This window comes from Paracoccus alkenifer, assembly GCF_900108405.1.
In the GTDB taxonomy this organism is placed as follows: domain Bacteria; phylum Pseudomonadota; class Alphaproteobacteria; order Rhodobacterales; family Rhodobacteraceae; genus Paracoccus; species Paracoccus alkenifer.
In genome coordinates, this window is the sequence record NZ_FNXG01000004.1 from 182471 (window position 1) to 203929 (window position 21459).

19 protein-coding genes are annotated in these 21459 nt (G+C 66.8%); 10 read left to right on the forward strand and 9 right to left on the reverse strand.

Annotated elements, in window-relative coordinates:
* Positions 1-2: 2 nt before the first annotated feature.
* From BLW83_RS11350 to cysQ, 7 genes are all read right to left on the reverse strand, one after another.
* Positions 3-1706: a DUF5927 domain-containing protein gene (locus BLW83_RS11350; RefSeq protein WP_090848341.1), complete on the reverse strand. Its 1704-nt coding sequence runs from the start codon at positions 1704-1706 to the stop codon at positions 3-5.
* The gene (locus BLW83_RS11355) at positions 1703-2701 is read right to left on the reverse strand and encodes a glycosyltransferase family 2 protein (RefSeq protein ID WP_090848342.1); all 999 of its coding nucleotides are present in this window, start codon (positions 2699-2701) and stop codon (positions 1703-1705) included. Before BLW83_RS11355 ends, BLW83_RS11350 begins: the two co-directional genes overlap by 4 nt.
* Before the next feature lie 164 nt (positions 2702-2865).
* Positions 2866-3906: a glycosyltransferase family 2 protein gene (locus BLW83_RS11360; protein WP_090848343.1), complete on the reverse strand. Its 1041-nt coding sequence runs from the start codon at positions 3904-3906 to the stop codon at positions 2866-2868.
* A gap of 3 nt (positions 3907-3909) precedes the next feature.
* Positions 3910-4911 (reverse strand): UDP-glucose 4-epimerase GalE, encoded by a 1002-nt coding sequence (gene galE, locus BLW83_RS11365; protein ID WP_090848344.1) that lies wholly within the window; start codon positions 4909-4911, stop codon positions 3910-3912.
* Between the two features lie 3 nt (positions 4912-4914).
* Positions 4915-5805, reverse strand: a complete 891-nt coding sequence (locus tag BLW83_RS11370) for a UTP--glucose-1-phosphate uridylyltransferase (RefSeq protein ID WP_090848345.1) — start codon at positions 5803-5805, stop codon at positions 4915-4917.
* 175 nt (positions 5806-5980) lie between these two features.
* Positions 5981-6781 carry a 3-deoxy-manno-octulosonate cytidylyltransferase gene (locus BLW83_RS11375; RefSeq protein ID WP_090848346.1) on the reverse strand — a complete coding sequence of 267 codons (801 nt, stop codon included), beginning with the start codon at positions 6779-6781 and terminating at the stop codon, positions 5981-5983.
* A gap of 3 nt (positions 6782-6784) precedes the next feature.
* A complete protein-coding gene (gene cysQ, locus BLW83_RS11380) occupies positions 6785-7585 on the reverse strand; it encodes a 3'(2'),5'-bisphosphate nucleotidase CysQ (protein WP_090848347.1) in 801 nt (266 codons plus the stop codon).
* 140 nt (positions 7586-7725) lie between these two features.
* Between cysQ and BLW83_RS11385 the strand changes: the two genes are divergently transcribed.
* The 5 genes from BLW83_RS11385 (at position 7726) to BLW83_RS11405 (ending at position 14020) form a co-directional block, all read left to right on the forward strand.
* Entirely contained in the window at positions 7726-8547 is an 822-nt protein-coding gene (locus BLW83_RS11385) for an ABC transporter permease (RefSeq protein ID WP_090848348.1), read from the forward strand.
* A gap of 231 nt (positions 8548-8778) precedes the next feature.
* Positions 8779-10692 carry a molecular chaperone DnaK gene (gene dnaK / locus BLW83_RS11390; protein ID WP_090848349.1) on the forward strand — a complete coding sequence of 638 codons (1914 nt, stop codon included), beginning with the start codon at positions 8779-8781 and terminating at the stop codon, positions 10690-10692.
* 123 nt (positions 10693-10815) lie between these two features.
* Complete coding sequence (gene dnaJ / locus BLW83_RS11395; protein WP_090848350.1) at positions 10816-11973, forward strand: molecular chaperone DnaJ; 1158 nt, start codon at positions 10816-10818, stop codon at positions 11971-11973.
* A gap of 183 nt (positions 11974-12156) precedes the next feature.
* A complete protein-coding gene (gene radC, locus BLW83_RS11400; RefSeq protein WP_090848351.1) occupies positions 12157-12942 on the forward strand; it encodes a RadC family protein in 786 nt (261 codons plus the stop codon).
* A gap of 64 nt (positions 12943-13006) precedes the next feature.
* Positions 13007-14020, forward strand: a complete 1014-nt coding sequence (locus tag BLW83_RS11405) for an NAD(P)H-dependent flavin oxidoreductase (protein ID WP_090848352.1) — start codon at positions 13007-13009, stop codon at positions 14018-14020.
* Between the two features lie 455 nt (positions 14021-14475).
* Here BLW83_RS11405 and serB read toward each other — a convergent pair whose 3' ends face one another.
* Positions 14476-15354, reverse strand: coding sequence for a phosphoserine phosphatase SerB (gene serB, locus BLW83_RS11410; RefSeq protein WP_090848353.1), 879 nt, complete (start codon positions 15352-15354; stop codon positions 14476-14478).
* A gap of 166 nt (positions 15355-15520) precedes the next feature.
* On the opposite strand from serB, the gene BLW83_RS11415 reads away from it, so the two are divergent.
* The 5 genes from BLW83_RS11415 to BLW83_RS11435 all read left to right on the forward strand — a co-directional run bounded on the left by BLW83_RS11415 (position 15521) and on the right by BLW83_RS11435 (position 20331).
* Positions 15521-16669, forward strand: a complete 1149-nt coding sequence (locus BLW83_RS11415; RefSeq protein WP_090848354.1) for a phosphoserine transaminase — start codon at positions 15521-15523, stop codon at positions 16667-16669.
* A gap of 99 nt (positions 16670-16768) precedes the next feature.
* On the forward strand, positions 16769-18361 hold the full coding sequence (gene serA / locus BLW83_RS11420) for a phosphoglycerate dehydrogenase (RefSeq protein WP_090848355.1): 1593 nt from the start codon (positions 16769-16771) through the stop codon (positions 18359-18361).
* A 47-nt stretch (positions 18362-18408) separates the two neighbouring features.
* The gene (locus tag BLW83_RS11425; protein WP_090848356.1) at positions 18409-19143 is read left to right on the forward strand and encodes a metallophosphoesterase family protein; all 735 of its coding nucleotides are present in this window, start codon (positions 18409-18411) and stop codon (positions 19141-19143) included.
* Between the two features lie 110 nt (positions 19144-19253).
* Positions 19254-19574, forward strand: coding sequence for a heat shock protein HspQ (hspQ, locus tag BLW83_RS11430; protein ID WP_090848357.1), 321 nt, complete (start codon positions 19254-19256; stop codon positions 19572-19574).
* Positions 19575-19581: 7 nt separating this feature from the next.
* Positions 19582-20331 (forward strand): TSUP family transporter, encoded by a 750-nt coding sequence (locus tag BLW83_RS11435; protein ID WP_090848358.1) that lies wholly within the window; start codon positions 19582-19584, stop codon positions 20329-20331.
* Here BLW83_RS11435 and BLW83_RS11440 read toward each other — a convergent pair.
* Positions 20328-21332 carry an asparaginase gene (locus tag BLW83_RS11440; protein ID WP_090848359.1) on the reverse strand — a complete coding sequence of 335 codons (1005 nt, stop codon included), beginning with the start codon at positions 21330-21332 and terminating at the stop codon, positions 20328-20330. The genes BLW83_RS11435 and BLW83_RS11440 overlap by 4 nt on opposite strands.
* Between the last annotated feature and the right edge of the window lie 127 nt (positions 21333-21459).

Sequence of the window (21459 nt, forward strand, 5' to 3'; positions counted from 1 at the left end):
CATCAATGCGGCTTGAGCCCGGCGTTGCGCAGGCGACGGATCAGCCGACCCAGCCCGCTGTGGTCATGCAGCGCCGGCAGCACGGCGTCGGGCGGGGGGTCATCCGGCCGCAGCGTCGAACAGACAGCCTCCCAGATTTCATCGGGGCGCGCCAATGCCTCGTCCAGGGTCCAGCGGCGGACGCGCGCCTTGACCCAGACCGAATCGAGCGCGTCCAGAAACCGCCGCTCGGACCGGTGCAGAATCGCGGCCATGCGGCGCGTGTCGTCGAACGGCATCTCGGACCGCAGCAGCGGCACCATCCACGCCCCCGTCACCACCAGCAGCCGCGCATTGGGATCGGTGACCATGAACCAGTTCAGATGCTGGCGGTCGCGCGGCGAATGCAGGAATGCGGGCAATGCCGGTGAGGAACGGATCAGCGCCGACAGAAACCCGCGCGGGTCGATGTCGCGCAGCCCGGAATTGCTGGACAGCGCGCCGGGGCCGACCGGCGCAGCTGCGGCGAATTCGACCTCGTTCCGGGCCAGGATATGGCCGTGGACAACCCCGCCGATGGCCGCCGATGCGGCCTGCGGCAGGTCAAGGAACAGATCGCCCACCCCATGCAGCACGACATACGGCTGCGAGGTCTTGCGCCCCTCGGCGTCCTTTCGGGGAAAGCGGCTTTGCATGTAAAGCCCTGCGCGGCCCCGGCGATGCCTTGCGGCGGCGCGGTCCAGAACCGCCTCGACCCGTTCGGAATCGGGCTCGGCCAGATGTCCCGCGGGGCGCGGAAAGCTTGCGTAAAGCGCCGAAGCCCCCGGCCAGATCTTGCGCGCGACGAACACCCGGGACCGTTCGAGCAGCCCGAGGTGGTCGTCGTAAAAGATATAGGGTTTGCCCTGCCCGTCGAACTTGGCCAGCGTCAGCGACCGGCTTTCGATCCGGGCGGAATGGCGGCGCACCAGCGTCTGGAAATAGCTTTCGTCGGGAATCCATACCTGCCGGAAATAGCGGTCGAATTCGCGCCGGCGGGGGTCGTCCAGTATCGCCTGCAAGGTCCGCCGCGTCAGGCACCACCATTGCGAACCGATATGCGGCGCCACCCCCAGCGGCGGGGTGCGGGTGATCCCCAGCCGCCGCTGCAACCGCACCCAGCGATCGAAAAGCTTGCGGTGGCGGCGATAGGCAAAGGGAAACCGCAGGGTGAATCGTTCCTCGTTCAGCCCGCCGACGGTCCAGCCCACGTCCACGACGCTGACGCTTTCGATGAAATCGGTGCCGGGGTGGCTGGACAGGAAATGTTGCAGCTCGGCCACAGGGCGCAGCGGCAGGCAGGCCCCCGACACCAGCATGACATGCGAGACGTCGGGCCAGCGCGCCAGCAGGCTTGCTGCCGCGTCCAGCGTGGCCGCCACCAGGCTGAACGTGCCCCAGTTGCAGGTCCGGCGGCGGGTGAACACGACGGGCAGGCCGGCCAAGACCTGTTGCATCTGCGCAACATCGCCGGCGGGCGCGCTGCGATCCACATGGATGGCCACCACCGCGCCGCCGTCCGTCCACAGCCGCGCCATCCGCGCGGCCAGATCCAGATTGTCGTGGCACAGCATGACGATGCCCACCCGCGCACCCGACACCGGCGCCGCCCCGCCGCCTGTCACGCTTGCAAGGCCGGGCACAGCCACGGGCGCCAGCGCGAATTCCCCCGCAGCGGGTCGGTTCATGCCCAGTTCCCGCGCGAAATCAGGCCCAGACGCTCAAGCTGTTGCCACCCGGAAAAACGCTGCGATTGCTCGCACCACAGCTCGATGCGGTTCTGCACGCCCTGATGATAGGCCCGATATTCCTGACTGTCGGCGTAATGCTGGCGGCGGGCAAGCTCTTCGCGTGATTTTTCAGCCAGGCCGGGCAGGAACTTGGCGTGCAGCAGCACCCCCGAGGCCATCTCGCCGCCGTTTTCGTCGTAAACCACGTTCAGCGAGCGCGGCAGCAGCATATGGGTCGAGCTGACATAGGCATAGCGCGGCTGCCACCGGACCAGCGGGATCTTGTTCAGCGCCGGCGCGCCCTGCGGATCGTCGGCAAAGAACACGCGGGCGCGGGGGCCGCCCTGAATCCACAGGTTGCGATAAAAGCGGTTCTTGCGGATCGCGTAATTCGCAGGGTCGAACCACGGCGCGACCTCGAACGGGTTCTGGCCCTCGCGACAGGGCTGATCGTCGATGGCGCCGCGGGGATACATGTCCAGCAGCATCGAGGGAAACGACCGCCGCCCCGAGGCATCCAGCCAGTCCGTCAGCGCCGGCAGCGGGCGGCTGTCGCAATGTGGATAGACCAGAAATTCGTCAGGATCGACGGTCAGGCACCAATGGCCGCTGCCATAAAGCCGCAGCAGGTGGTTCATCCAGTCCATGCCGAAGCGCGCGGTGCGATAGCTGTCGGCGGTGGTCCACAGCGACACATCCGGCTGCCCCGCCAGATATTCGCGGCTGCCGTCGGTGCTGGCATTGTCCACGATCAGGAAATGCCTTGCCCCCAGACGCCGGTAATAATCCAGAAACCACGGCAGCCGCGGCCGTTCGTTGCGCAGAGTCACAAAGACGAGGATGTCGCGGCCCCGGATCTGCCCCGTGCGGTCCCGGACGGACGCCAGCCGCCAGCTTCGGGCCAACCCGCGCAGCAGATAATACTGCCTCTGTGCCCGCAGCCGGACCAGCATTGCCAAACGGGTTCTTCGCACGACGCGTCTCTTGCCGGGTTTCGGAGGCCAATCAGATAATGACTAAATTATTTTAGCCGCCGCCGATAATCAACAGGATAGGGAAAATGCGCGGCGTTTTCCCGGCGCTGCGACATTTCGGTTCGAGAGAGAGGCGCGACGTTTCAGCCCGGACCGTTCCAGCCGCCGGGCGACATGATTCCGGCCTCGGCAAGGCTCTTCCAGCCATCGAGCCGCCGGGACTGCGGGTGCCACAGATCCGGGTTCGCGATCACCGCGTCGTAATAATGCCGATAGGCTGCGGGATCGCTGAAATGCTGGTCGCGGCTGCGCTCGCTGCGGGATTTCCGGATGATCGTCGGCAGGAACTTGGTGTGCAGAAGCGTGCCCGACAGCCGCGGGTCGCCGGGGCCGTCCCAGGCGTCGTTCAGCCGCGGCGGCAGGGCGGAATGGGTCGAGTTGACATAGGCATAGCCCCGCCGCCAGCGCATCAGCGGCAGCTTGTTCAGCGTGGGCGCACGTCGGGGGCGGTCGGCAAAGAACGCGCGGTCGCGCACCCCACCCTGCACCCAGCGGTTGCGCACCGGCGCCATGATCCGGGTGCGGTAATTTCCCGCGTCGAACCATTCCAGCCGCTGCAGTGCCTGCCCTGCCTCGGGCATCGGGTCGGGGCACAGCGGGCCGCGGGGGTAAAGATCGACCATCAGCGCCCCCAGCGCCGGGGCCTGCCGGCGGTCCAGCTCGGCCACCAGATCATGCAGATCGGCGCGGTCATCGTGGGGAAAGGTCAGCAGCTCGTCGGCATCCAGCGTCAGGCACCAATGCCCGGCACCGTGCCGGGTCAGCAGCCAGTTCGTCCAGTCCCGCCCGAAGCGCGAGCCGCGATAGCTGGCCTGCGTGGTCCACAGCGCGACATCGGGCTGCGCCGCCAGAAATTCCGCGCTGCCGTCGTCGCTGCCGTTGTCCACCACATGAAACCGCGCCACCCCCAGCCGGCGGTGGTGATCCAGCCAATGCGCCAGCCGCTCGGATTCGTTGCGCACCACGGCAAAGGCCAGAATCGCATCGCGCCCCAGAGTGTGGCCGGGCTCCACCACCACGCTCAGGTCGCGGCGGCTGCGAAAGGCGCGGGCCAGCAGCCGCCAGCGCATCCATCGCAGCTTGATCTGCTGGCGCAGGCTCGCAGGGCTTGGAAATTCCGGCATGGGTCAGCCGCTGTAATGGCCGGTCTGATGCCAGCGCCAGGCATCCGCGATCATCAGGGGCAGGCGCGAGCGATGCGGATGCCATCCCAGCACCTTGCCGGCCTTTTCGCTGCCCGACACCAGCTTGACCGCATCGCCGGGCCGGCGCGGCCCCTCGGTCACCGGCACGGGGCGGTTGGTGACTTCGCGAGCCTCGTCCAGCACCTCGCGCACGGAAAATCCGCGGCCCGTGCCCAGGCAGAACAGCTCGGACCCGCCGGTCTGCAGGTGATCGGGCCCGCGCAGCCAGTCCAGCCCCAGCAGATGCGCGTCGACCAGATCCATGACATGCACATAGTCGCGGATGCAGGTGCCGTCCTGGGTGGGATAGTCGGTGCCGTAGATGGTCAGCGCCGGGCGGCGCCCGTCGATGGCATCCAGAATCAGCGGGATCAGATGGGTTTCGGGCTGGTGGAACTCGCCGATCTCGGCCTCGGGGTCGGCGCCGGCCACGTTGAAATAGCGGAAGATGACCGAGCGCAGCCCGTCCGAGGCGCCAAAGTCGCGCAGCATGTCCTCGATCGCGCGTTTCGAGGCGCCATAGGCGTTCAGCGGCGCCTGCGCGGTGGATTCGTTCAGGATCACCCCGTCCTGATCGCCATAGGTGGCGCAGGTCGAGCTGAACACCATGTCGCGCACGCCCGCGGCCAGCATCGATTCTACCAGCGTCAGCGACGCGCAGACATTGCCGCGCCAGTATTTGCCGGGATCCTGCATCGATTCGCCGACCTGCGACAGCGCGGCGAAATGCATCACCGCGACCGGCTGGTGATCGGCGAATACCTGATCCAGCCGCGCGCGGTCGGCCAGATCGCCGTGCTCGAACGGGCCAAAGCGCACCGCATCGCGCCAGCCGGTGCACAGATTGTCATAGGTGACGGGGATATAGCCCGCCGCCGCCAGCGCCTTGCAGGCGTGAGAGCCGATATAGCCCGCGCCGCCCGTAACCAGAATTTTCGGCAGCATGGCTTATTCCGCCGCTTTCCGCATCGCCATGACATCGGCAAGATATTCCGCGAACTCGTCCTTGAGATCGTCGCGCGCCAGCCCGAATGCCACCGTTGCCTGCAGGAACCCGGCCTTGGAGCCGCAATCGTAGCGCTGGCCGCGGAAACGCAGGCCGAACACGTCGCGCCCTTCGCGGATCTCGTCGGCGATGGCGTCGGTCAGCTGGATTTCCCCGCCGGCCCCCTCTTTCAGCTTGTTGAGGTTCTGCAGCACCGTGGGCGCCAGCACATAGCGCCCGATCACCGCCAGGTTCGAGGGCGGGTTGGATTCCGGCTTTTCCACCATGCCGCGCGCGCGGACGATGGCGCCCATGTCCTCGGACACGTCCAGAATCCCGTAGGAGCGCGTCTTTTCCAGCGGCACTTCCATGGTGGCGACCATGCTGCCGCCGGTCTCGGCATGGGCCTCGATCATCTGCTGCAGGCAGGGCGGTTCACCCATCACCACGTCGTCGGTCAGCACCACCGCAAAGGGTTCGTCGTGGATCAGTCGCCGCGCGCACCAGACCGCGTGCCCCAGCCCCATCGCCTTGTGCTGGCGGATATAGGCGATGGCGCCCGATTCCATGTTGGTCTGGCGCAGAACCTCAAGCAGATCCTTCTTGCCGGTCTTGCGCAGGTGGTTTTCCAGCTCGTGCGAGTGGTCAAAGTAATCTTCCAGCGCGCCCTTGCCGCGCGAGGTGACAAAGATGAACTCGGTGATGCCCGCCGCCCGCGCCTCGTCGATCGCATATTGGATCAGCGGGCGGTCCACGAGCGTCATGATCTCTTTCGGGATCGACTTGGTCGCCGGCAGGAAACGCGTTCCGAGACCGGCCACGGGAAAGATGGCCTTGGTAACCTTGCGAGTCATCTGAACTCCGACTTCTACCTGCTACACATCGTATCGTATGTCTGCGACGTCGCGGGACGGCAAGCCATTGGCCATGTCAAATACACCCGAACCGCGCAAGCAGGCGGTTCGCGGCGGGTTTTTGCGCATCTGCCGGCCTTGTCCTGAAGCTGCGGCAGAATGGCGCAAGGGGGAATCAGCCCATGCCCATGCGCTGCATCATCGATTCGATCCGCTCGACATCCGAGGGGTTGTTCAGTTCCCAGAACTCGCGGCCGCGAGCCTCGACCTGAACGCAAAGCACCGGGCGGCCGTGTTCAAGGAAACGCAGCTGTTCCAGACCTTCGAGCTTTTCCAGCCGCCCCTCGGGCCAGCCGGCATAGGCGGTCAGCGCCTGCGGACGATAGGCATAAACGCCGACATGGTGGAACACCGGGCTGGCGGCATCGGGGGCGATGTCATGGGGCACAAAGGGGATGACCTCCTTAGAGAAATACAGCGCCCGCCCGTCCTGACCGAAAACAGCGGTGGTGCCCCCCACCCGCCCGGCGGCACGGTCGGCCAGCAGGTCGGCGCGCATCGCGCCCGAGCAGTTCAGCACCGGCGTCGCCACCTCGGCCCCCGGCGCGGCGCGCAGCCCGGCGACCAGATCCTCGATGAACCACGCGGGCGTCAGCGGCGCGTCGCCTTGCAGGTTCACCACGATTTCCGGGGTCTCGGGCAGGCCGGCCAGCACCTCGGCGCAGCGCTCGGTGCCGTTGCGGCAGGTGGTCGAGGTCATCGCCACCTCGGCCCCGAAACCTGCCGCATGGTCGGCGATGCGCGAATCGTCGGTGGCGACGATCACCCGGTCCACGCCCGCCACCTGCCCCGCCGCGTCCCAGCTGCGCCGGATCAGGCTGCGCTTGCTGCCATCGGCGCCGCGCAGTTCGACCAGCGGCTTGCCCGGATAGCGGGTCGAGGCGAAACGCGCCGGAATCACGATGATGACGGACATGGGTCAGGCCCCCGGTTGCAGCAGCACGCCCGGCGCATGCGCGATGAAGAACGGGTTTTCAAACCCCGGCTTGCCATAGGTCAGGGCAGTGTGGTCGTCGAAACGCACCACCTCGCCGCCCGCGCCGCGCAGCACCGCGTCGCCCGCCGCCGTGTCCCATTCCATGGTGCGGCCAAGGCGGGGGTAAAGATCAGCCTCTCCGGTCGCGACCAGGCAGAATTTCAGCGACGATCCGGCGCTGGTCATGTCGCGCACGGCGTAGCGGGCGATATAGTCGTCGGTCGCCTGGTCGCGGTGGGATTTCGACGCCACCACCATCAGCGCGCGGTTGTCGGGGGTGGCGTTGACCCCGATCGGGCGGGTCGGGCCGGGTTCGGCGCCAAAGGGGCCGGACTCTTCGACCGAGCCGCCGTCCGCCGTGGTATAGAACAGCCGCCCGCGCGCCGGCGCATAGACCACGCCCCGCAGCGGCACGCCGTCCTGCACATACGCGATATTCACGGTGAAATCGCCGCGGCGCTTGACGAATTCCTTGGTGCCGTCCAGCGGATCGACGATCAGAAAGGTGGACAGGCTTTGCCCGTGGGTGTCCTGCTGTTCCTCGGTCACCAGCGCAATATCGGGAAACGACGCGCGCAGCCCGGCCGAGATCAGCGCATCCGCGGCCTCGTCGGCCTCGGTCACGGGCGAGGCGTCGTCCTTGGACCGCACCTCAAAGTCGGGGCGCTGGTAGATTTCAAGGATCTTTTCCCCGGCCGCAAGCGCCAGACGCCGCATCTCGAAGGTCAATCGGTCAAATTGCATGGATTTTCCTTTTGATCCGACGGGGTTCCGGGCCGATGCCCGCCGTTGCAACGGTTGAAGGCCGCAGCTTACGGATTTATGGTCCCGGTGAAAGCAATGGGCAAGCGCAGTTGCGCCGGCCGGGATGGCGAGGACAGATCATGTTCGTCCAGAACAGACCCCGGACCATGGCCGGCGCCGCACTCAAGACGCTGGCCCTGATCTATCACCAGACCGTCCACGGCCTGCGCGGCAAGCACCGCAACGCCGTCATCGGGCTGCTGCTGACCATCGCCCAGTCCTCGGTGATGATCATGGCCTTTGTGGTCATGTATTGGGTGTTCGGGGTCCGCAGCTCGCCCTTGCGGGGGGATTTCCTGCTGTTCATCATGAGCGGGATCCTGCTGTTCATGATGTTCAACATGGCCGTCGGCGCGGTCGCGGGCGCGGGCAAATCCACCAGCGCCATGCTCAAGCACGGGCCCCTGAACACCGCAATTTCCATGTGTGCGGCGGCGCTTGGGGCGCTTTATAACAACATGCTGTCGGCGCTGGTGCTGCTGGGGCTGTATCACACGCTGTGGATGCCGCTGAACCTGGAAAACTGGCGCGGGTCGCTGGCGGTGATGATCTTTGCCTGGTTCTCCGGCTGCACGGTGGGGCTGATCCTGCTGTCCATCACCTCGTGGCTGCCCGAGATCGGGCCGATGCTGACGCGGATCGTGCGGCGGGTGAACATGATCGCCTCGGGCAAGATGTTCGTGGCCAACATGCTGCCGGGGTTCCTGCTGCGCGCCTTTGACTGGAACCCGCTGTTCCACCTGATCGACCAGAACCGGGGCTTTGTGTTCATCAACTACACGCCGCACAACTCGAACCTGAGCTATCCGTTCTACCTGACCGTCACCCTGCTGATGATCGGGCTGATGGCGGAATTCGTCACCCGCAACATGATGTCGCTCAGCTACATGGCGGGGCGATAGGGCGCCCGCGCCCCCGGCCGCAGGGCAATGCCCCCGCAACGCGCGCCGCGGCAAAGATTTCCCGGCCGCGGCAGAATCATCGGGCGGCGGCGCTTGCACGGTCCGAACGCCTTCTTATATAGCCATCGAACCCCCGAAGCAGCGCTTCGGACCTAGTCACCAATCGGGATTTTGGCGCGGGGGCCGCGAACGGACCCGCGGCCTGACCATCGCCGCAAGAAAGGTATTTCTATGGCCAAAGTCATCGGGATCGACCTCGGGACCACCAACAGCTGCGTTGCCATCATGGACGGCAGCCAGCCGCGGGTGATCGAAAACGCCGAGGGTGCGCGCACCACCCCCTCGATCGTCGCATTCACCGAAAGCGAACGGCTTGTCGGCCAGCCGGCCAAGCGCCAGGCCGTGACCAACCCGGAAAACACGATCTTTGCCGTCAAGCGGCTGATCGGCCGCCGCGTCACCGACGCCGAGGTCGAAAAGGACCGCAACCTCGTTCCCTACAACATCGTGGACGGCGGCAACGGCGACGCCTGGGTCGAGGTCCGGGACGAGAAATATTCCCCCGCGCAGATCAGCGCGATGATCCTTCAGAAAATGAAGGAAACCGCCGAATCCTATCTGGGCGAAAAGGTCGAGCAGGCGGTGATCACCGTTCCGGCCTATTTCAACGACGCCCAGCGTCAGGCCACCAAGGACGCTGGCAAGATCGCGGGCCTTGAGGTGCTGCGCATCATCAACGAACCGACCGCGGCCGCGCTGGCCTATGGTCTGGACAAGAAGGAATCGCGCACCATCGCGGTCTATGACCTTGGCGGCGGCACCTTCGACATCACCATCCTGGAAATCGACGACGGGCTGTTCGAGGTGAAATCGACCAACGGGGACACGTTCCTTGGCGGTGAAGACTTCGACATGCGCATCGTCAACTATCTGGCTGACGAGTTCAAAAAGGAACACGGCGTCGACCTGACCAAGGACAAGATGGCGCTGCAACGGCTGAAAGAGGCCGCGGAAAAGGCCAAGATCGAGCTGTCGTCCTCGTCCCAGACCGAGATCAACCAGCCGTTCATCTCGATGGACAAGAACAGCGGCACGCCGCTGCACATGGTGGTCAAGCTGACCCGCGCCAAGCTGGAATCGCTGGTCGGCGACCTGATCAAGGCCACGCTGAAACCCTGTCAGGCCGCGCTCAAGGACGCCGGTCTGGCCAAGGGCGACATCGACGAGGTGGTGCTGGTCGGCGGTATGACCCGGATGCCCAAGGTCATCGAAGAGGTGCAGGGCTTTTTCGGCAAGGAACCCCACAAGGGCGTCAACCCCGACGAGGTGGTGGCGCTGGGTGCCGCCATTCAGGCCGGCGTGTTGCAGGGCGACGTCAAGGACGTGGTGCTGCTGGACGTGACGCCGCTGAGCCTGGGGATCGAGACGCTGGGCGGCGTGTTCACCCGGCTGATCGACCGCAACACCACCATCCCCACCAAGAAATCGCAGACCTTCTCGACCGCCGAGGACAACCAGAACGCGGTGACAATCCGGGTGTTCCAGGGCGAACGCGAAATGGCCGCGGACAACAAGCTGCTGGGCCAGTTCAACCTTGAGGACATCCCCCCCGCGCCGCGCGGGATGCCGCAGATCGAGGTGACCTTTGACATCGACGCCAACGGCATCGTGTCGGTTTCGGCCAAGGACAAGGGCACCGGCAAGTCGCAGAACATCACCATCCAGGCCTCGGGCGGGCTGTCGGACGAGGACATCGACAAGATGGTCCGCGACGCCGAGGCCAACGCCGAGGCCGACAAGTCCCGCCGCGAGCTGGTCGAGACCCGCAACCAGGCCGAAAGCCTGCTGCACTCGACCCGCAAGTCGCTGGAGGAACACGGCGACAAGGTCGACAGCTCGACCGTCGAGGCGATCGAACTGGCCGCCGGCGCGTTGGAAGAGGCGCTCAAGTCCGAGGACGCCGGCAAGATCAAGGGCGGCATCCAGAACCTGATGGATGCCTCGATGAAGCTGGGCGAGGCCATCTACAAGGCCGGCGAGGCCGAGGGTGAGGGCGCCGAGCGTGACGCCGACGCGCCTCGCGACGTGGACGACGACATCGTGGACGCCGATTTCGAGGATCTCGGCGACAACAAGCGCAACTAAGCGCGCCCGAACCCGGCCCGGCCTGCAACCATGCGGGCCGGGTCTTGCGCAGCGGCACCTGCGGCGCGGCCGGAAAAACGCGCGCGGGGCCCTTTGCGGCGTCAAGGACCGACACGGACGACCATGGCAAAACGTGACTATTACGACGTTCTGGGTGTTGCTCGCGGCGCGTCAAGCGACGAGATCAAGCGGGCGTATCGGGGCCAGGCCAAGTCCCTGCACCCCGACCTGAACCCCGATTGCGAAGCTTCGGAAACCCGCTTCAAGGAAGTGAACGAGGCGTATGAATGCCTCAAGGATCCCCAGCGCAAGGCCGCCTATGATCGCTTCGGCCATGCCGCGTTCGACGGCGGCGGGCCGGGGTTCAACGGCTTTGGCGGCCGCGGAGGCAACGGCGATTTCGGCGCGGCCTTTGCCGATGTGTTCGAGGATCTGTTCGGCGAATTCACCGGCGCACGTGGCGGCGGGCGCAGCCGCGCCACCCGCGGGCAGGATCTGCGCTACGACCTGCGCGTCACGCTGGAGGAAGCCTGGCGCGGCCTGGAAAAAACCATCACGGTCCCGGGCGCGACCGCCTGTTCCGCCTGCAACGGCACCGGCGCCGAGGGCGCGGCGGAACCCACCACCTGCCCCACCTGCGCGGGCATGGGCAAGGTCCGGGCCAGCCAGGGCTTCTTTACCGTCGAACGCAGCTGCCCGACCTGCGGCGGCAACGGCCATATCGTCAAGAACCCGTGCAAATCCTGCGCGGGCGCCGGTCGCGTGGCCCAGGACCGCAGCCTGTCGGTGGTGATCCCCGCGGGCGTCGAATCCGGCACCCGCATCCGGCTTGCCGGCGAGGGCGAGGCCGGGATGCGCGGCGGCCCGGCGGGCGATCTCTATATCTTTGTCGAGGTGCGCGAGCACCCGATCTTCATCCGCGAGGGCCGGACGCTGGCCTGTCAGGTGCCGGTTGGCATGTCCACCGCAGCCCTCGGCGGCGAGGTCGAGGTGCCCACGATCGACGGCGGCCGCTCTCGGGTCAAGGTGCCGCCCGGCAGCCAGACCGGCCGACAGATGCGCCTGCGCGGCAAGGGAATGCCGCCGCTGCGCCACGGCGCCGGCCTGACCGGCGATTTCGGCGACATGGTGATCGAGCTGGTGGTGGAAACCCCCGTGAACCTGACGGCGCGGCAAAAAGAACTGCTGCGGGAATTCGACGGAATCGGCGCCGACAACCACCCGCAGACCGCCAGTTTCTTTTCCAAGATCAAGACCTTCTGGGATGGTCTGGGCGCCTGACAGGCTGCGTTGTCCATGCACCCCGGCGCCATGGGTATTTGAACCAGAAAGAAATCCCGGATCCGTCCTGCGGCGGTGCTTCTTTCTGGTCCAAATACCCAACTGCACTTCGCAAAAAGCGCGGCGGCGAGGGGCGGGCCCGTGTTAACCAGACTTTAACCGGGTCCGGGGCAGAGTTGGGGCATGACAGCGAATCATGCCTTTCAGGAAGCCCCGTCCATGCTCTTTGGCCTGCCCCCGGCCGAGGACGACTGCATCCCCATCCGCCCGCTCGGCACCCGGGTCCGGGATCGCGTGCCCAGCTATATCGCGGATCACCGCGCCCGGCTGCGCGACCGCTTCATGCTGGGCGGTGCAGCGGCGATGCCGGATTATGAATTGCTGGAGCTGATCCTGTTCCGCGCCGTCCCGCGGCAGGACATGAAGCCGGTGGCAAGACGGCTTCTGGACCGTTTCGGCGATTTCAACCGGGTGCTGTCGGCGGATCCAACGCAGCTGATGCAGGTCGAGGGCGTCGGACAGGCGATCGCCACCGAGCTGAAGATCGTCGAGGCCTCGGCCCAGCGGCTGGCACGTTCGCGGGTGATGAACCGGCCCGTGCTGACCAGTTGGGATGCGCTGCTGGACTATTGCCACACCGCGATGGCCCACGGCGCGATCGAACAGTTCCGCGTGCTGTATCTGGACCGCAAGAACGTGCTGATCGCTGACGACGAACAGGCCCGCGGCACCGTGGACCACGTCCCGGTCTACCCCCGGGAAATCGTCCGCCGCGCGCTTGAGCTGAATGCCAGCGCCATGATTCTGGTGCATAATCACCCTTCGGGCGACCCGACGCCCAGCCAGGCGGATATCGACATGACCCGTCAGATCGTCGCCGCGACCGCGACCATGGGTATCACCGTCCACGACCACATCATCATCGGCAAGAGCCGCGAGTTGAGCTTTCGCGGCGCCGGGCTTTTATAGACGCAAAGCTGGACAGCGCGGCACCGCGGCGCAAGATGGCGGCGCAGCATGGCAGGAGGCTTTGATGGATATCGTTGCGCGGCTGGGGATGCGCGTCCCGATTATTCAGGCTCCGATGGCGGGGGTCGCGACGCCGGCGCTGGCGGCCGCGGTCAGCAATGCCGGAGGGTTGGGCAGCCTCGGGCTTGCGGCGATGACCCCTGAACAGGCCGATGAAGCCATGGCCGAGACGCGGCGGCTGACCGATCGCAGCTTTGGCGTGAATCTGTTCTGCCACGAACCCTTGCACCGGGATTGCGCGGCCGAGGCGCGCTGGCTCGAACGCCTTGCCCCCTATTTCGCACGTTTTGACGCGCCGCCGCCCCGGGTGCTGGGGGATGCCTATCCCAGCACGCTGGAAAGCGACGCGCTGCTGGACCGGGTGCTGGCGGCGGCGCCTGCTTTGGTAACGTTTCATTTCGGCCTGCCGCGCCCGGACCAGATTGCCGCACTGCGCCGGCGCGGCTGCCTGCTGGGCGCCACCGCGACCAGCCTGGCCGAGGGCGAACGCATCCTCGGGGCGGGGCTGGACCTGATCGTGGCGCAAGGGTGGCAGGCGGGCGGGCATCGCGGGATCTTCGACCCCGACGCGCCCGATGGGCGCCTGGAGACCCTGCCTCTGGTCGAGCTTCTGGTGCCGCTGGAACTGCCGGTCGTTGCGGCAGGTGCCATCATGGACGCCGACGACACAAGGCGCGCCCTGGCCGCGGGGGCCGTGGCGGTGCAATGCGGCACGGGCTTTCTGCTGTCGCCCGAGGCGGCCACGACCACGGCCCATCGCAACGCATTGGCCCGCGGTGAAACCGCTATGACCAGCGCGATTTCGGGCCGACCGGCGCGCTGCTGCATCAACGACTTTACCGCCATCCCCGATGACGAAAGCCCCGGTTATCCGGTCACCTATGCGGCGGGCAAGGCGCTGAATGCGGCGGCTGTGGCGAAAGGCGTCACCGGTTTCGGGGCGCAATGGGCGGGCACAGGCTGTGCCAGGGCGGTGGCCCGACCGGCGGCCGATACTCTGGCGGCGCTGGCGCCATAGCGGCGGCCGGGGGCCGCCCGCCGCTGCTTGCAGATCGCAAGACCTGGGCCTGTGGCGCTGTCGCAGCAGCGGCTTTCGTGCCCCGCGCCCCTCAAGGATATTCGCGACGGCCCGAAACTGCCCGTGGCCACACCGCAACTAGGGTCGGGGCTGCGGGGAACATGGCTACGTTCGTGGAAGCCGCGGATCGTCGGGCGTCATGCATGCAGGCGGTGAAACCGCGCCGCGGGGCCAGGCAGCGCCGCAACTCCGCCCCGCAATTCCAGCGACACAACCGGGACGGCAAAGACGCTCTGGACATGGGTTCGCCGCACCCTCAAGCCCCGCAGATACCGCAGCGAGGCCGGGTTGCAGCAAGTCAGGCACAGAGTTTCAGTCGCAGCACTGCCTTGCCGCATTTGCATTCGCAGGCACCGTCTGCGGCAGGGACGCAACGACACCGCCCCGCCCGCCGGTCACACCACGAATTCGTCGCGGCCGTAGCCTTGCAGATACAGCAGCGCGGTCAGGTCGCCGTGGTTGATGCGGATCGGGGCCTGGGCGGCGACCACCGGCTTGGCGTGCAGGGCGACCCCCGTTCCGGCGAGTTGCAGCATCCCCAGATCGTTGGCGCCGTCGCCCACCGCGATGGCGTCGGCTGGGGTCAGGCCGCGGGTCGCGGTAATGTCGCGCAGCGCCTCGACCTTGGCCTCGCGGCCGAGGATCGGCAGCGCGACGCGCCCGCTCAGCCGCCCCGAATCGTCCGATAGCAGCACATTGGCGCGCTGTTCGTCAAAACCGATCCGCTGGGCGACCGGGCCGGTGAAATCGGTGAATCCGCCCGAAACCAGCGCCGTCCACGCCCCGTTGGCGCGCATGGTGGCGACCAGCGTCGGCCCTCCGGCGGCCAGGGTGATGCGGCTGTCCAGCACCTGAGAGATCACCGAATCGGGCAGACCTTCCAGCAGCGCCACCCGCGCGATCAGCGATTCGTGAAAGTCGAGCTCGCCGTTCATCGCCCGCGCGGTGATGGCGGCGACGCGGGGGCCGACGCCGGCCATGTCGGCCAGCTCGTCGATACATTCCTGCCCGATCATCGTGGAATCCATGTCGGCCAGCAGCACCGCCTTGCGCCGCCCGGCGGTCGGCTGCACCGTCAGGTCAAAACCGCGCGCGTCGAGTTCCGCCCAGGCGGCGTCGAAATCCTCGGGCGGGGTGTCCACAGGGAACTCGGCCGCGGTGCCATGGTCCAGCCACAGCGCGCGCCCGCCGCCCCAGCGTTTTTGCAGGGCGGTGATGGTATCGTCGTCCAGATCGGCGCGCACGGGCGAGGCAAGGATGCTGACGGTATACATGGGGACCCCTTTGGCGGCTTGCGGCCCCTCGCTTACGAAGTTTCCTGCCCCCGCGCCAGCGGCGGGGCCGGGGCAATTTCGCTCTTGCGAAAAAGCGATGCGGGGCGTAGGTCCGGCAGCGGGACACCCTTCCCCAACGAAGGGCTTTTTAGCTGGAAGGCTAACCATGCTTGACACGACCAAACCGGCCGCGCGGCCGGATAATCCGCGTTTTTCCTCGGGGCCCTGCGCCAAGATCCCCGGCTTTTCCCTGGACATGCTTGCCGACGCGCCGCTGGGGCGTTCGCACCGCTCGGCGGTGGGCAAGGCCAAGCTGGCCGAGGCGATCGCGCTGACCCGCGAGGTTCTTGAAATCCCCGCCGACTACCGGATCGGCATCGTTCCGGCATCCGATACCGGCGCGGTCGAGATGGCGCTGTGGTCGCTGCTGGGTCCGCGCAAGGTCGAGATGCTGGCCTGGGAAAGCTTTGGCGAAGGCTGGGTGACCGATGTGGTCAAGCAGCTGAAGATCGACGCCGAGGTGCGCAAGGCGCCCTACGGCCAGATCGTCGATTTCGCGCAGGTCGATTTCGACAATGACGTGGTGTTCACCTGGAACGGCACCACCTCGGGCGTGCGGCTGCCGTCGGCCGATGTGATCCCCGCCGACCGCGGCGGGCTGACCATCTGCGACGCGACCTCGGCCGCGTTTGCGATGGAAATGGACTGGACCAAGCTGGATGTGGTCACCTTTTCTTGGCAGAAAGTGCTGGGCGGCGAGGGTGCGCATGGCGTGCTGATCCTGTCGCCCCGCGCCGTCGAGCGGCTGGAGACCCATACCCCCGCCTGGCCGCTGCCCAAGATTTTCCGCATGACCAAGGGCGGCAAGCTGATCGAAGGCATCTTCAAGGGCGAGACGATCAACACGCCCTCGATGCTGTGCGTCGAGGATTATCTGGTCGCGCTGAAATGGGCCAAGGCGCTTGGCGGGCAAAAGGCGCTGGCCGCACGGTGCGCGGCAAATGCCGCGGTGCTGCGCGAATTCTGCGCCGCCAACGACTGGATCGCCAATCTGGCCGAGGATCCGGCGACGGAATCGACCACCTCGGTGTGTCTCAAGTTCACCGATCCGGCGATCAGGGACGGCGCCGCATTCGCCAAATCCGTCGCCAAGCGGCTGGAGGCCGAGGGCGTGGCGCTGGACGCCGGCGCCTATCGCGATGCCCCTCCCGGGCTGCGGATCTGGTGCGGCGCGACCGTCGAGACCGCGGATGTCGCGGCGCTGACGCCCTGGATCGAATGGGCGTATCGCGCGGAACTGTCCGCGCAGGGCTGACGCCAGAAGGTGCGTGGGGACCACGCACCCTACCCCTTTCTCGTAGGGTGCGTGGTCCCCACGCACCATTTCCCAACATCTCACATGGGACGAATCCACATGGCACCCAAGGTTCTGGTTTCCGACGCGCTGAGCGAAACCGCCGTCCAGATCTTTCGCGACCGCGGGATCGAGGTCGACTACATGCCCGCACTGGGCAAGGACAAGGAAAAGCTGGCCGAAATCATCGGCAACTATGACGGCCTCGCCATCCGCTCGGCCACCAAGGTCACCGACAAGCTGCTGGAAAAGGCCGCTAAGCTCAAGGTGATCGGCCGCGCCGGCATCGGGGTCGACAACGTCGACATTCCGGCCGCGTCGAAAAAGGGCGTGATCGTGATGAACACGCCCTTTGGCAACAGCGTCACCACCGCCGAACACGCCATCGCGCTGATGTTCGCCGTGGCGCGGCAGCTACCCGAGGCCAGCGTTTCGACCCATGCCGGCAAGTGGGAAAAGAACCGCTTCATGGGCGTCGAGCTGTTCAACAAGACGCTGGGCGTGATCGGCGCCGGAAATATCGGCGGCATCGTGATCGACCGCGCCCGCGGGCTACACATGAAGGTGCTGGCCTATGACCCCTTCCTGTCGGACGAGCGCGCCAAGGAATTGGGCGCAACCAAGGTCGAGCTGGACGAGCTGCTGACCAAGGCCGATTTCATCACCATGCACGTGCCGCTGACCGACAAGACCCGCAATATCCTGTCTGCGGAAAACCTTGCCAAGACGAAAAAGGGTGTGCGCATCATCAACGCCGCCCGTGGCGGTCTGGTGGACGAGGCCGCGCTGGCCGAGCTGCTGAAGTCGGGCCATATCGCCGGTGCCGCGCTGGACGTGTTCGCAACCGAGCCCGCCACCGACAGCCCGCTGTTCGGCCTGCCCAACGTGGTGGTGACCCCGCATCTGGGCGCCTCGACCACCGAGGCGCAGGAAAACGTGGCGCTGCAGGTGGCCGAGCAGATGTCGGATTACCTGCTGACCGGCGCGGTGCAGAACGCGCTGAACATGCCCAGCGTCACCGCCGAGGAAGCCGCGGTCATGGGCCCCTGGATCAAGCTGGCCGGGCATCTGGGCACTTTCGTCGGCCAGATGACCGACGAGCCGGTGCAGGCGGTCAACATCCTGTATGACGGCGTTGTCGCCGGCATGAACCTGAACGCGCTGAACGCGGCGGTGATCGCGGGGGTGATGAAGGCGTCGAACCCCGATGTGAACATGGTTTCGGCCCCGGTCGTCGCCAAGGAACGCGGCACCCATATCGCCACCACCACCCAGGACAAATCCGGCGTCTATGACGGCTATATCAAGGTCACCATGGTGACGGCCGACCGCGAGCGTTCCATCGCCGGGACCGTGTTCAGCGACGGCAAGCCGCGCTTTATCCAGATCCGCGGGATCAATGTCGATGCCGAGATCGGCGAGCACATGATGTATACCCGCAACCGCGACGTTCCGGGCGTGATCGGCACGCTGGGGATGACGCTGGGCGGGCTTGGTGTGAACATGGCGAATTTCTCGCTGGGCCGGGCGGTGGATGGGGGCGATGCCATCGCCATCACCTATCTGGACGCGCCGCTGCGCGATGACGTGCGCGATGCGCTGATGGCCACCGGCAAGTTCGAGCAGGTCCGTTCGCTGCGGTTCGAGGTCTGAGAAAGGCCCCCGGCTGGTCCGCCGGCCGGGGAGCCCTTGGGAAAATCATGCGAATCTATGCCATTGGCGACATTCACGGCCATCTCGACCTGCTGTTGCAGGCGCATGAGCTGATCGCGCAGGACGGCGGCGCGGATGCGCGGATCGTCCATCTGGGCGACCTGATCGACCGCGGCCCCGATTCGCGCGGCGTGGTCGAGCATCTGATGCGGGGTCAGGCCATGGGGCGCGACTGGATCGTGCTGCGCGGCAATCATGACATCATTCCGGCCCGCTTCCTGCGCGACCCGCATTGGATCGACCCGCGCGGCGCGACGCAGGCCGACTGGATCGCCCGCGACGTGGGGGCGGAAACCACGCTGGCCTCATACGGCGTCCGGGGCGCGCAGCATCGCCCGCTGGCCGAGGTCCATGCCGAGGCGCTGGCCGCCATTCCCCCCGAACATCTCGACTGGCTTGAGGCGCTGCCCCTGTGGCACCGCCAGCAGGGGGCGCTGTTCGTCCATGCCGGGATCCGCCCGGGCGTGGCGCTAAAGGCACAGGATCCCGCCGACCTGATGTGGATCCGGCACGAGTTTCTGGACGACCGGCGCGACCACGGGGCGGTGGTGGTCCACGGGCACACCCCGGTCGCCCGCGCAACCCATTACGGCAACCGCATCAATATCGACAGCGGCGCGGGGCGAAACGGGCCGCTGTCGGCGATCCGGCTGGACGGGGGCGGCGCGTGGCTGCTGACCGAAAACGGCCCGCAACCCCTGCTTCCGGTCGAACCGGCCTGAAAATCGGGCAAATTGTCGTTATTCTGCCCGACAGGGGCGGGGGTTGTGATTTACTCGCGGGGCTTGTCGGGTTAGATGTTGCGTTGGAATCGACTGCGGGACGGCCGGGAATGCGCACGGCGAAATACAATATCGGGCAAGTGGTGCGCCATCGGGATCACCCGTTTCGCGGGGTGATCTTTGACGTGGATCCGGTTTTTGCCAATTCTGAGGAATGGTATCAGTCCATCCCCGAGGATTGCCGACCGTCCAAGAACCAGCCCTATTACCACCTGTATGCCGAGACCGAGGCGACCTATTACGTCGCCTATGTGTCCGAACAGAACCTTGTCCCCGATGCCTCGGGCGAGCCGCTGGAACACCCCGAACTGACCGCCCGTTTCGGCGAATTCGCGGACGGGCGCTATCCGCTGCAATACGGGCTGAACTAGGCGTCCCATGGATCTGTCGCTGATCGCCGGGCTGGTGGCGGCCGCCACCGCGGCGGGGTTTGTCGATTCGATCGCCGGCGGCGGCGGGCTGATCACCGTGCCGGTGCTGATGCTGGCGGGCATGACCCCCGGGCAGGCGCTGGCCACCAACAAGTTGCAGGGCAGTTTCGGCGCGGCGACCGCGGCGCTGAGCTATGGGCGCAGCGGGCTGGTCGATCTGCGCCGTCAGCTGCCCACCGCCGCGCTGGCCTTTGTTGCGGGCGGCGCGGGGGCTGCGCTGGTCACGGCGCTGCCGACCGAGCTGCTGCGGCTGGCGCTGCCGGTGGTGCTGATCGGGATCGCGCTGTTCTTTGCGCTGAAACCGGGGCTGAATGACCTTGACCGTGCGGCAAGGCTGTCTCCGGCGCTGTTCGGCGTGACGCTGGTGCCGGCGATCGGGTTTTACGACGGGCTGATCGGGCCGGGCGCGGGGGCGTTCTACATGCTGGGCTTTGTGATGCTGGCCGGGCACGGGGTGCTGCGCGCGACCGCCCATACCAAGCTGCTGAATTTCGCGTCGAATCTGGGCGGGCTGGCGGTGTTTGCGTTCAGCGGGCATCCGGTCTGGCTGGTCGGGCTGCTGATGGGCACGGGGCAGATCCTTGGCGCCGCACTGGGCGCGCGGCTGGCGCTGCGCAGCGGCGCGCGGATCATCAAGCCGCTGCTGGTGGTCACCTCGACCGCGCTGGCGGCGCGGCTGCTGTGGCAGATGCTTTAACCCGGCCCGGGAAATGACTCGGCCAACCGGCGCTCGGCCACATCGACCCCGCGCCAGTTGCGCAAGGGGCGGTGCAGGTATTTCCCCACCACCGGATGCGCGGGGTCCAGCAGCCCGTAATGGACCAGCAGCGCGGTGATCGCGGCCTCGGACCCGCGGGTGCCGCCGTCCTCGATCTTCAGCGCGATGCCAAGGCCGCGTTCGGGGGCGATGGCGACGAACACCGCCTCGGCCCCGGTCTTGACCGCGACGCGGCCGCCCATCGCCTGCATCAGCCGCGTGCAGGCGCGCCCCTCGCCCGCGACCAGATCGGGATGCGCGACCATCGCCTGCACCAGCCGCCGCTGCGCCTGACCCCGCACCCCCTGCCCCGCGCCCTTGCTCGCCGCGGCAAACCCCGCCATCGCCCGCGCCAGCCCGGCGATCGAGACCGCAAAATTCGGCGCCGAACAGCCGTCGATGCCGAACCCGGCCGGGGTTTCACCGCACACCTCGGCAGTGGCGGCGGCAATGGCCTGTTGCAGCGGATGGTCGGGCAGGTGGTAATCGGCATTCCCCCGGTGGTGCCGGTTCCAGGTCAAAAACCCCGCGTGCTTGCCCGAGCAGTTGTTATGCAGCTGGCAGGGCGGCTGATCCGAACACAGCAGCCGCCGATGCTCGGCCGGGTCCTGCGGCATATGCGCGCCGCAGCGCAGGTCGCTTTCCGCCAGCCCCAGCCCGCCCAGCCAGTCGCCCACCGCGCCCACATGCAGCGCCGCCCCGTTATGCGAGGCGCAGGCCAGCGCCAGTTGCCGCGCCCCCAGCCCCGCCGCATCGGCCGCGCCGCTTTCCACCAGCGGCAGCGCCTGGATCATCTTGCAGGATGATCGCGGAAAGATCACTGCCGCCGGATCGCCCCAAGCGGCGACCATGCCGCCCTGATCCCAGACCACCGCATGGCCGCGATGGACGCTTTCGCGCAGCCCGCCCCGCCACAATTCGATCATTTCCGCCGCAGCCATGACTTCAGCCCTTTGACAAATGCGCGATTTCCTGCCCGCAGGGCTTTTGCCCGCCCGAGGTTTACGGTTATCTATGGCCCTGACGGTGGCAAGGCCACCATTGTGACAACCCGGCCTTAACCGGGGC

Excerpts from the sequence above, each read along its gene's own strand:
- cysQ (WP_090848347.1), bottom strand. The coding sequence starts at position 7,585 with ATGCAATTTGACCGATTGACCTTCGAGATGCGGCGTCTGGCGCTTGCG.
- hspQ (WP_090848357.1), top strand. The coding sequence starts at position 19,254 with ATGCGCACGGCGAAATACAATATCGGGCAAGTGGTGCGCCATCGGGAT.
- BLW83_RS11415 (WP_090848354.1), top strand. The coding sequence starts at position 15,521 with ATGCTTGACACGACCAAACCGGCCGCGCGGCCGGATAATCCGCGTTTT.
- BLW83_RS11375 (WP_090848346.1), bottom strand. The coding sequence starts at position 6,781 with ATGTCCGTCATCATCGTGATTCCGGCGCGTTTCGCCTCGACCCGCTAT.
- BLW83_RS11370 (WP_090848345.1), bottom strand. The coding sequence starts at position 5,805 with ATGACTCGCAAGGTTACCAAGGCCATCTTTCCCGTGGCCGGTCTCGGA.
- dnaK (WP_090848349.1), top strand. The coding sequence starts at position 8,779 with ATGGCCAAAGTCATCGGGATCGACCTCGGGACCACCAACAGCTGCGTT.
- BLW83_RS11355 (WP_090848342.1), bottom strand. The coding sequence starts at position 2,701 with ATGCTGGTCCGGCTGCGGGCACAGAGGCAGTATTATCTGCTGCGCGGG.
- dnaJ (WP_090848350.1), top strand. The coding sequence starts at position 10,816 with ATGGCAAAACGTGACTATTACGACGTTCTGGGTGTTGCTCGCGGCGCG.
- BLW83_RS11425 (WP_090848356.1), top strand. The coding sequence starts at position 18,409 with ATGCGAATCTATGCCATTGGCGACATTCACGGCCATCTCGACCTGCTG.
- BLW83_RS11350 (WP_090848341.1), bottom strand. The coding sequence starts at position 1,706 with ATGAACCGACCCGCTGCGGGGGAATTCGCGCTGGCGCCCGTGGCTGTG.
- BLW83_RS11405 (WP_090848352.1), top strand. The coding sequence starts at position 13,007 with ATGGATATCGTTGCGCGGCTGGGGATGCGCGTCCCGATTATTCAGGCT.
- BLW83_RS11440 (WP_090848359.1), bottom strand. The coding sequence starts at position 21,332 with ATGGCTGCGGCGGAAATGATCGAATTGTGGCGGGGCGGGCTGCGCGAA.
- galE (WP_090848344.1), bottom strand. The coding sequence starts at position 4,911 with ATGCTGCCGAAAATTCTGGTTACGGGCGGCGCGGGCTATATCGGCTCT.
- BLW83_RS11435 (WP_090848358.1), top strand. The coding sequence starts at position 19,582 with ATGGATCTGTCGCTGATCGCCGGGCTGGTGGCGGCCGCCACCGCGGCG.
- serB (WP_090848353.1), bottom strand. The coding sequence starts at position 15,354 with ATGTATACCGTCAGCATCCTTGCCTCGCCCGTGCGCGCCGATCTGGAC.
- radC (WP_090848351.1), top strand. The coding sequence starts at position 12,157 with ATGACAGCGAATCATGCCTTTCAGGAAGCCCCGTCCATGCTCTTTGGC.
- BLW83_RS11360 (WP_090848343.1), bottom strand. The coding sequence starts at position 3,906 with ATGCCGGAATTTCCAAGCCCTGCGAGCCTGCGCCAGCAGATCAAGCTG.
- BLW83_RS11385 (WP_090848348.1), top strand. The coding sequence starts at position 7,726 with ATGTTCGTCCAGAACAGACCCCGGACCATGGCCGGCGCCGCACTCAAG.
- serA (WP_090848355.1), top strand. The coding sequence starts at position 16,769 with ATGGCACCCAAGGTTCTGGTTTCCGACGCGCTGAGCGAAACCGCCGTC.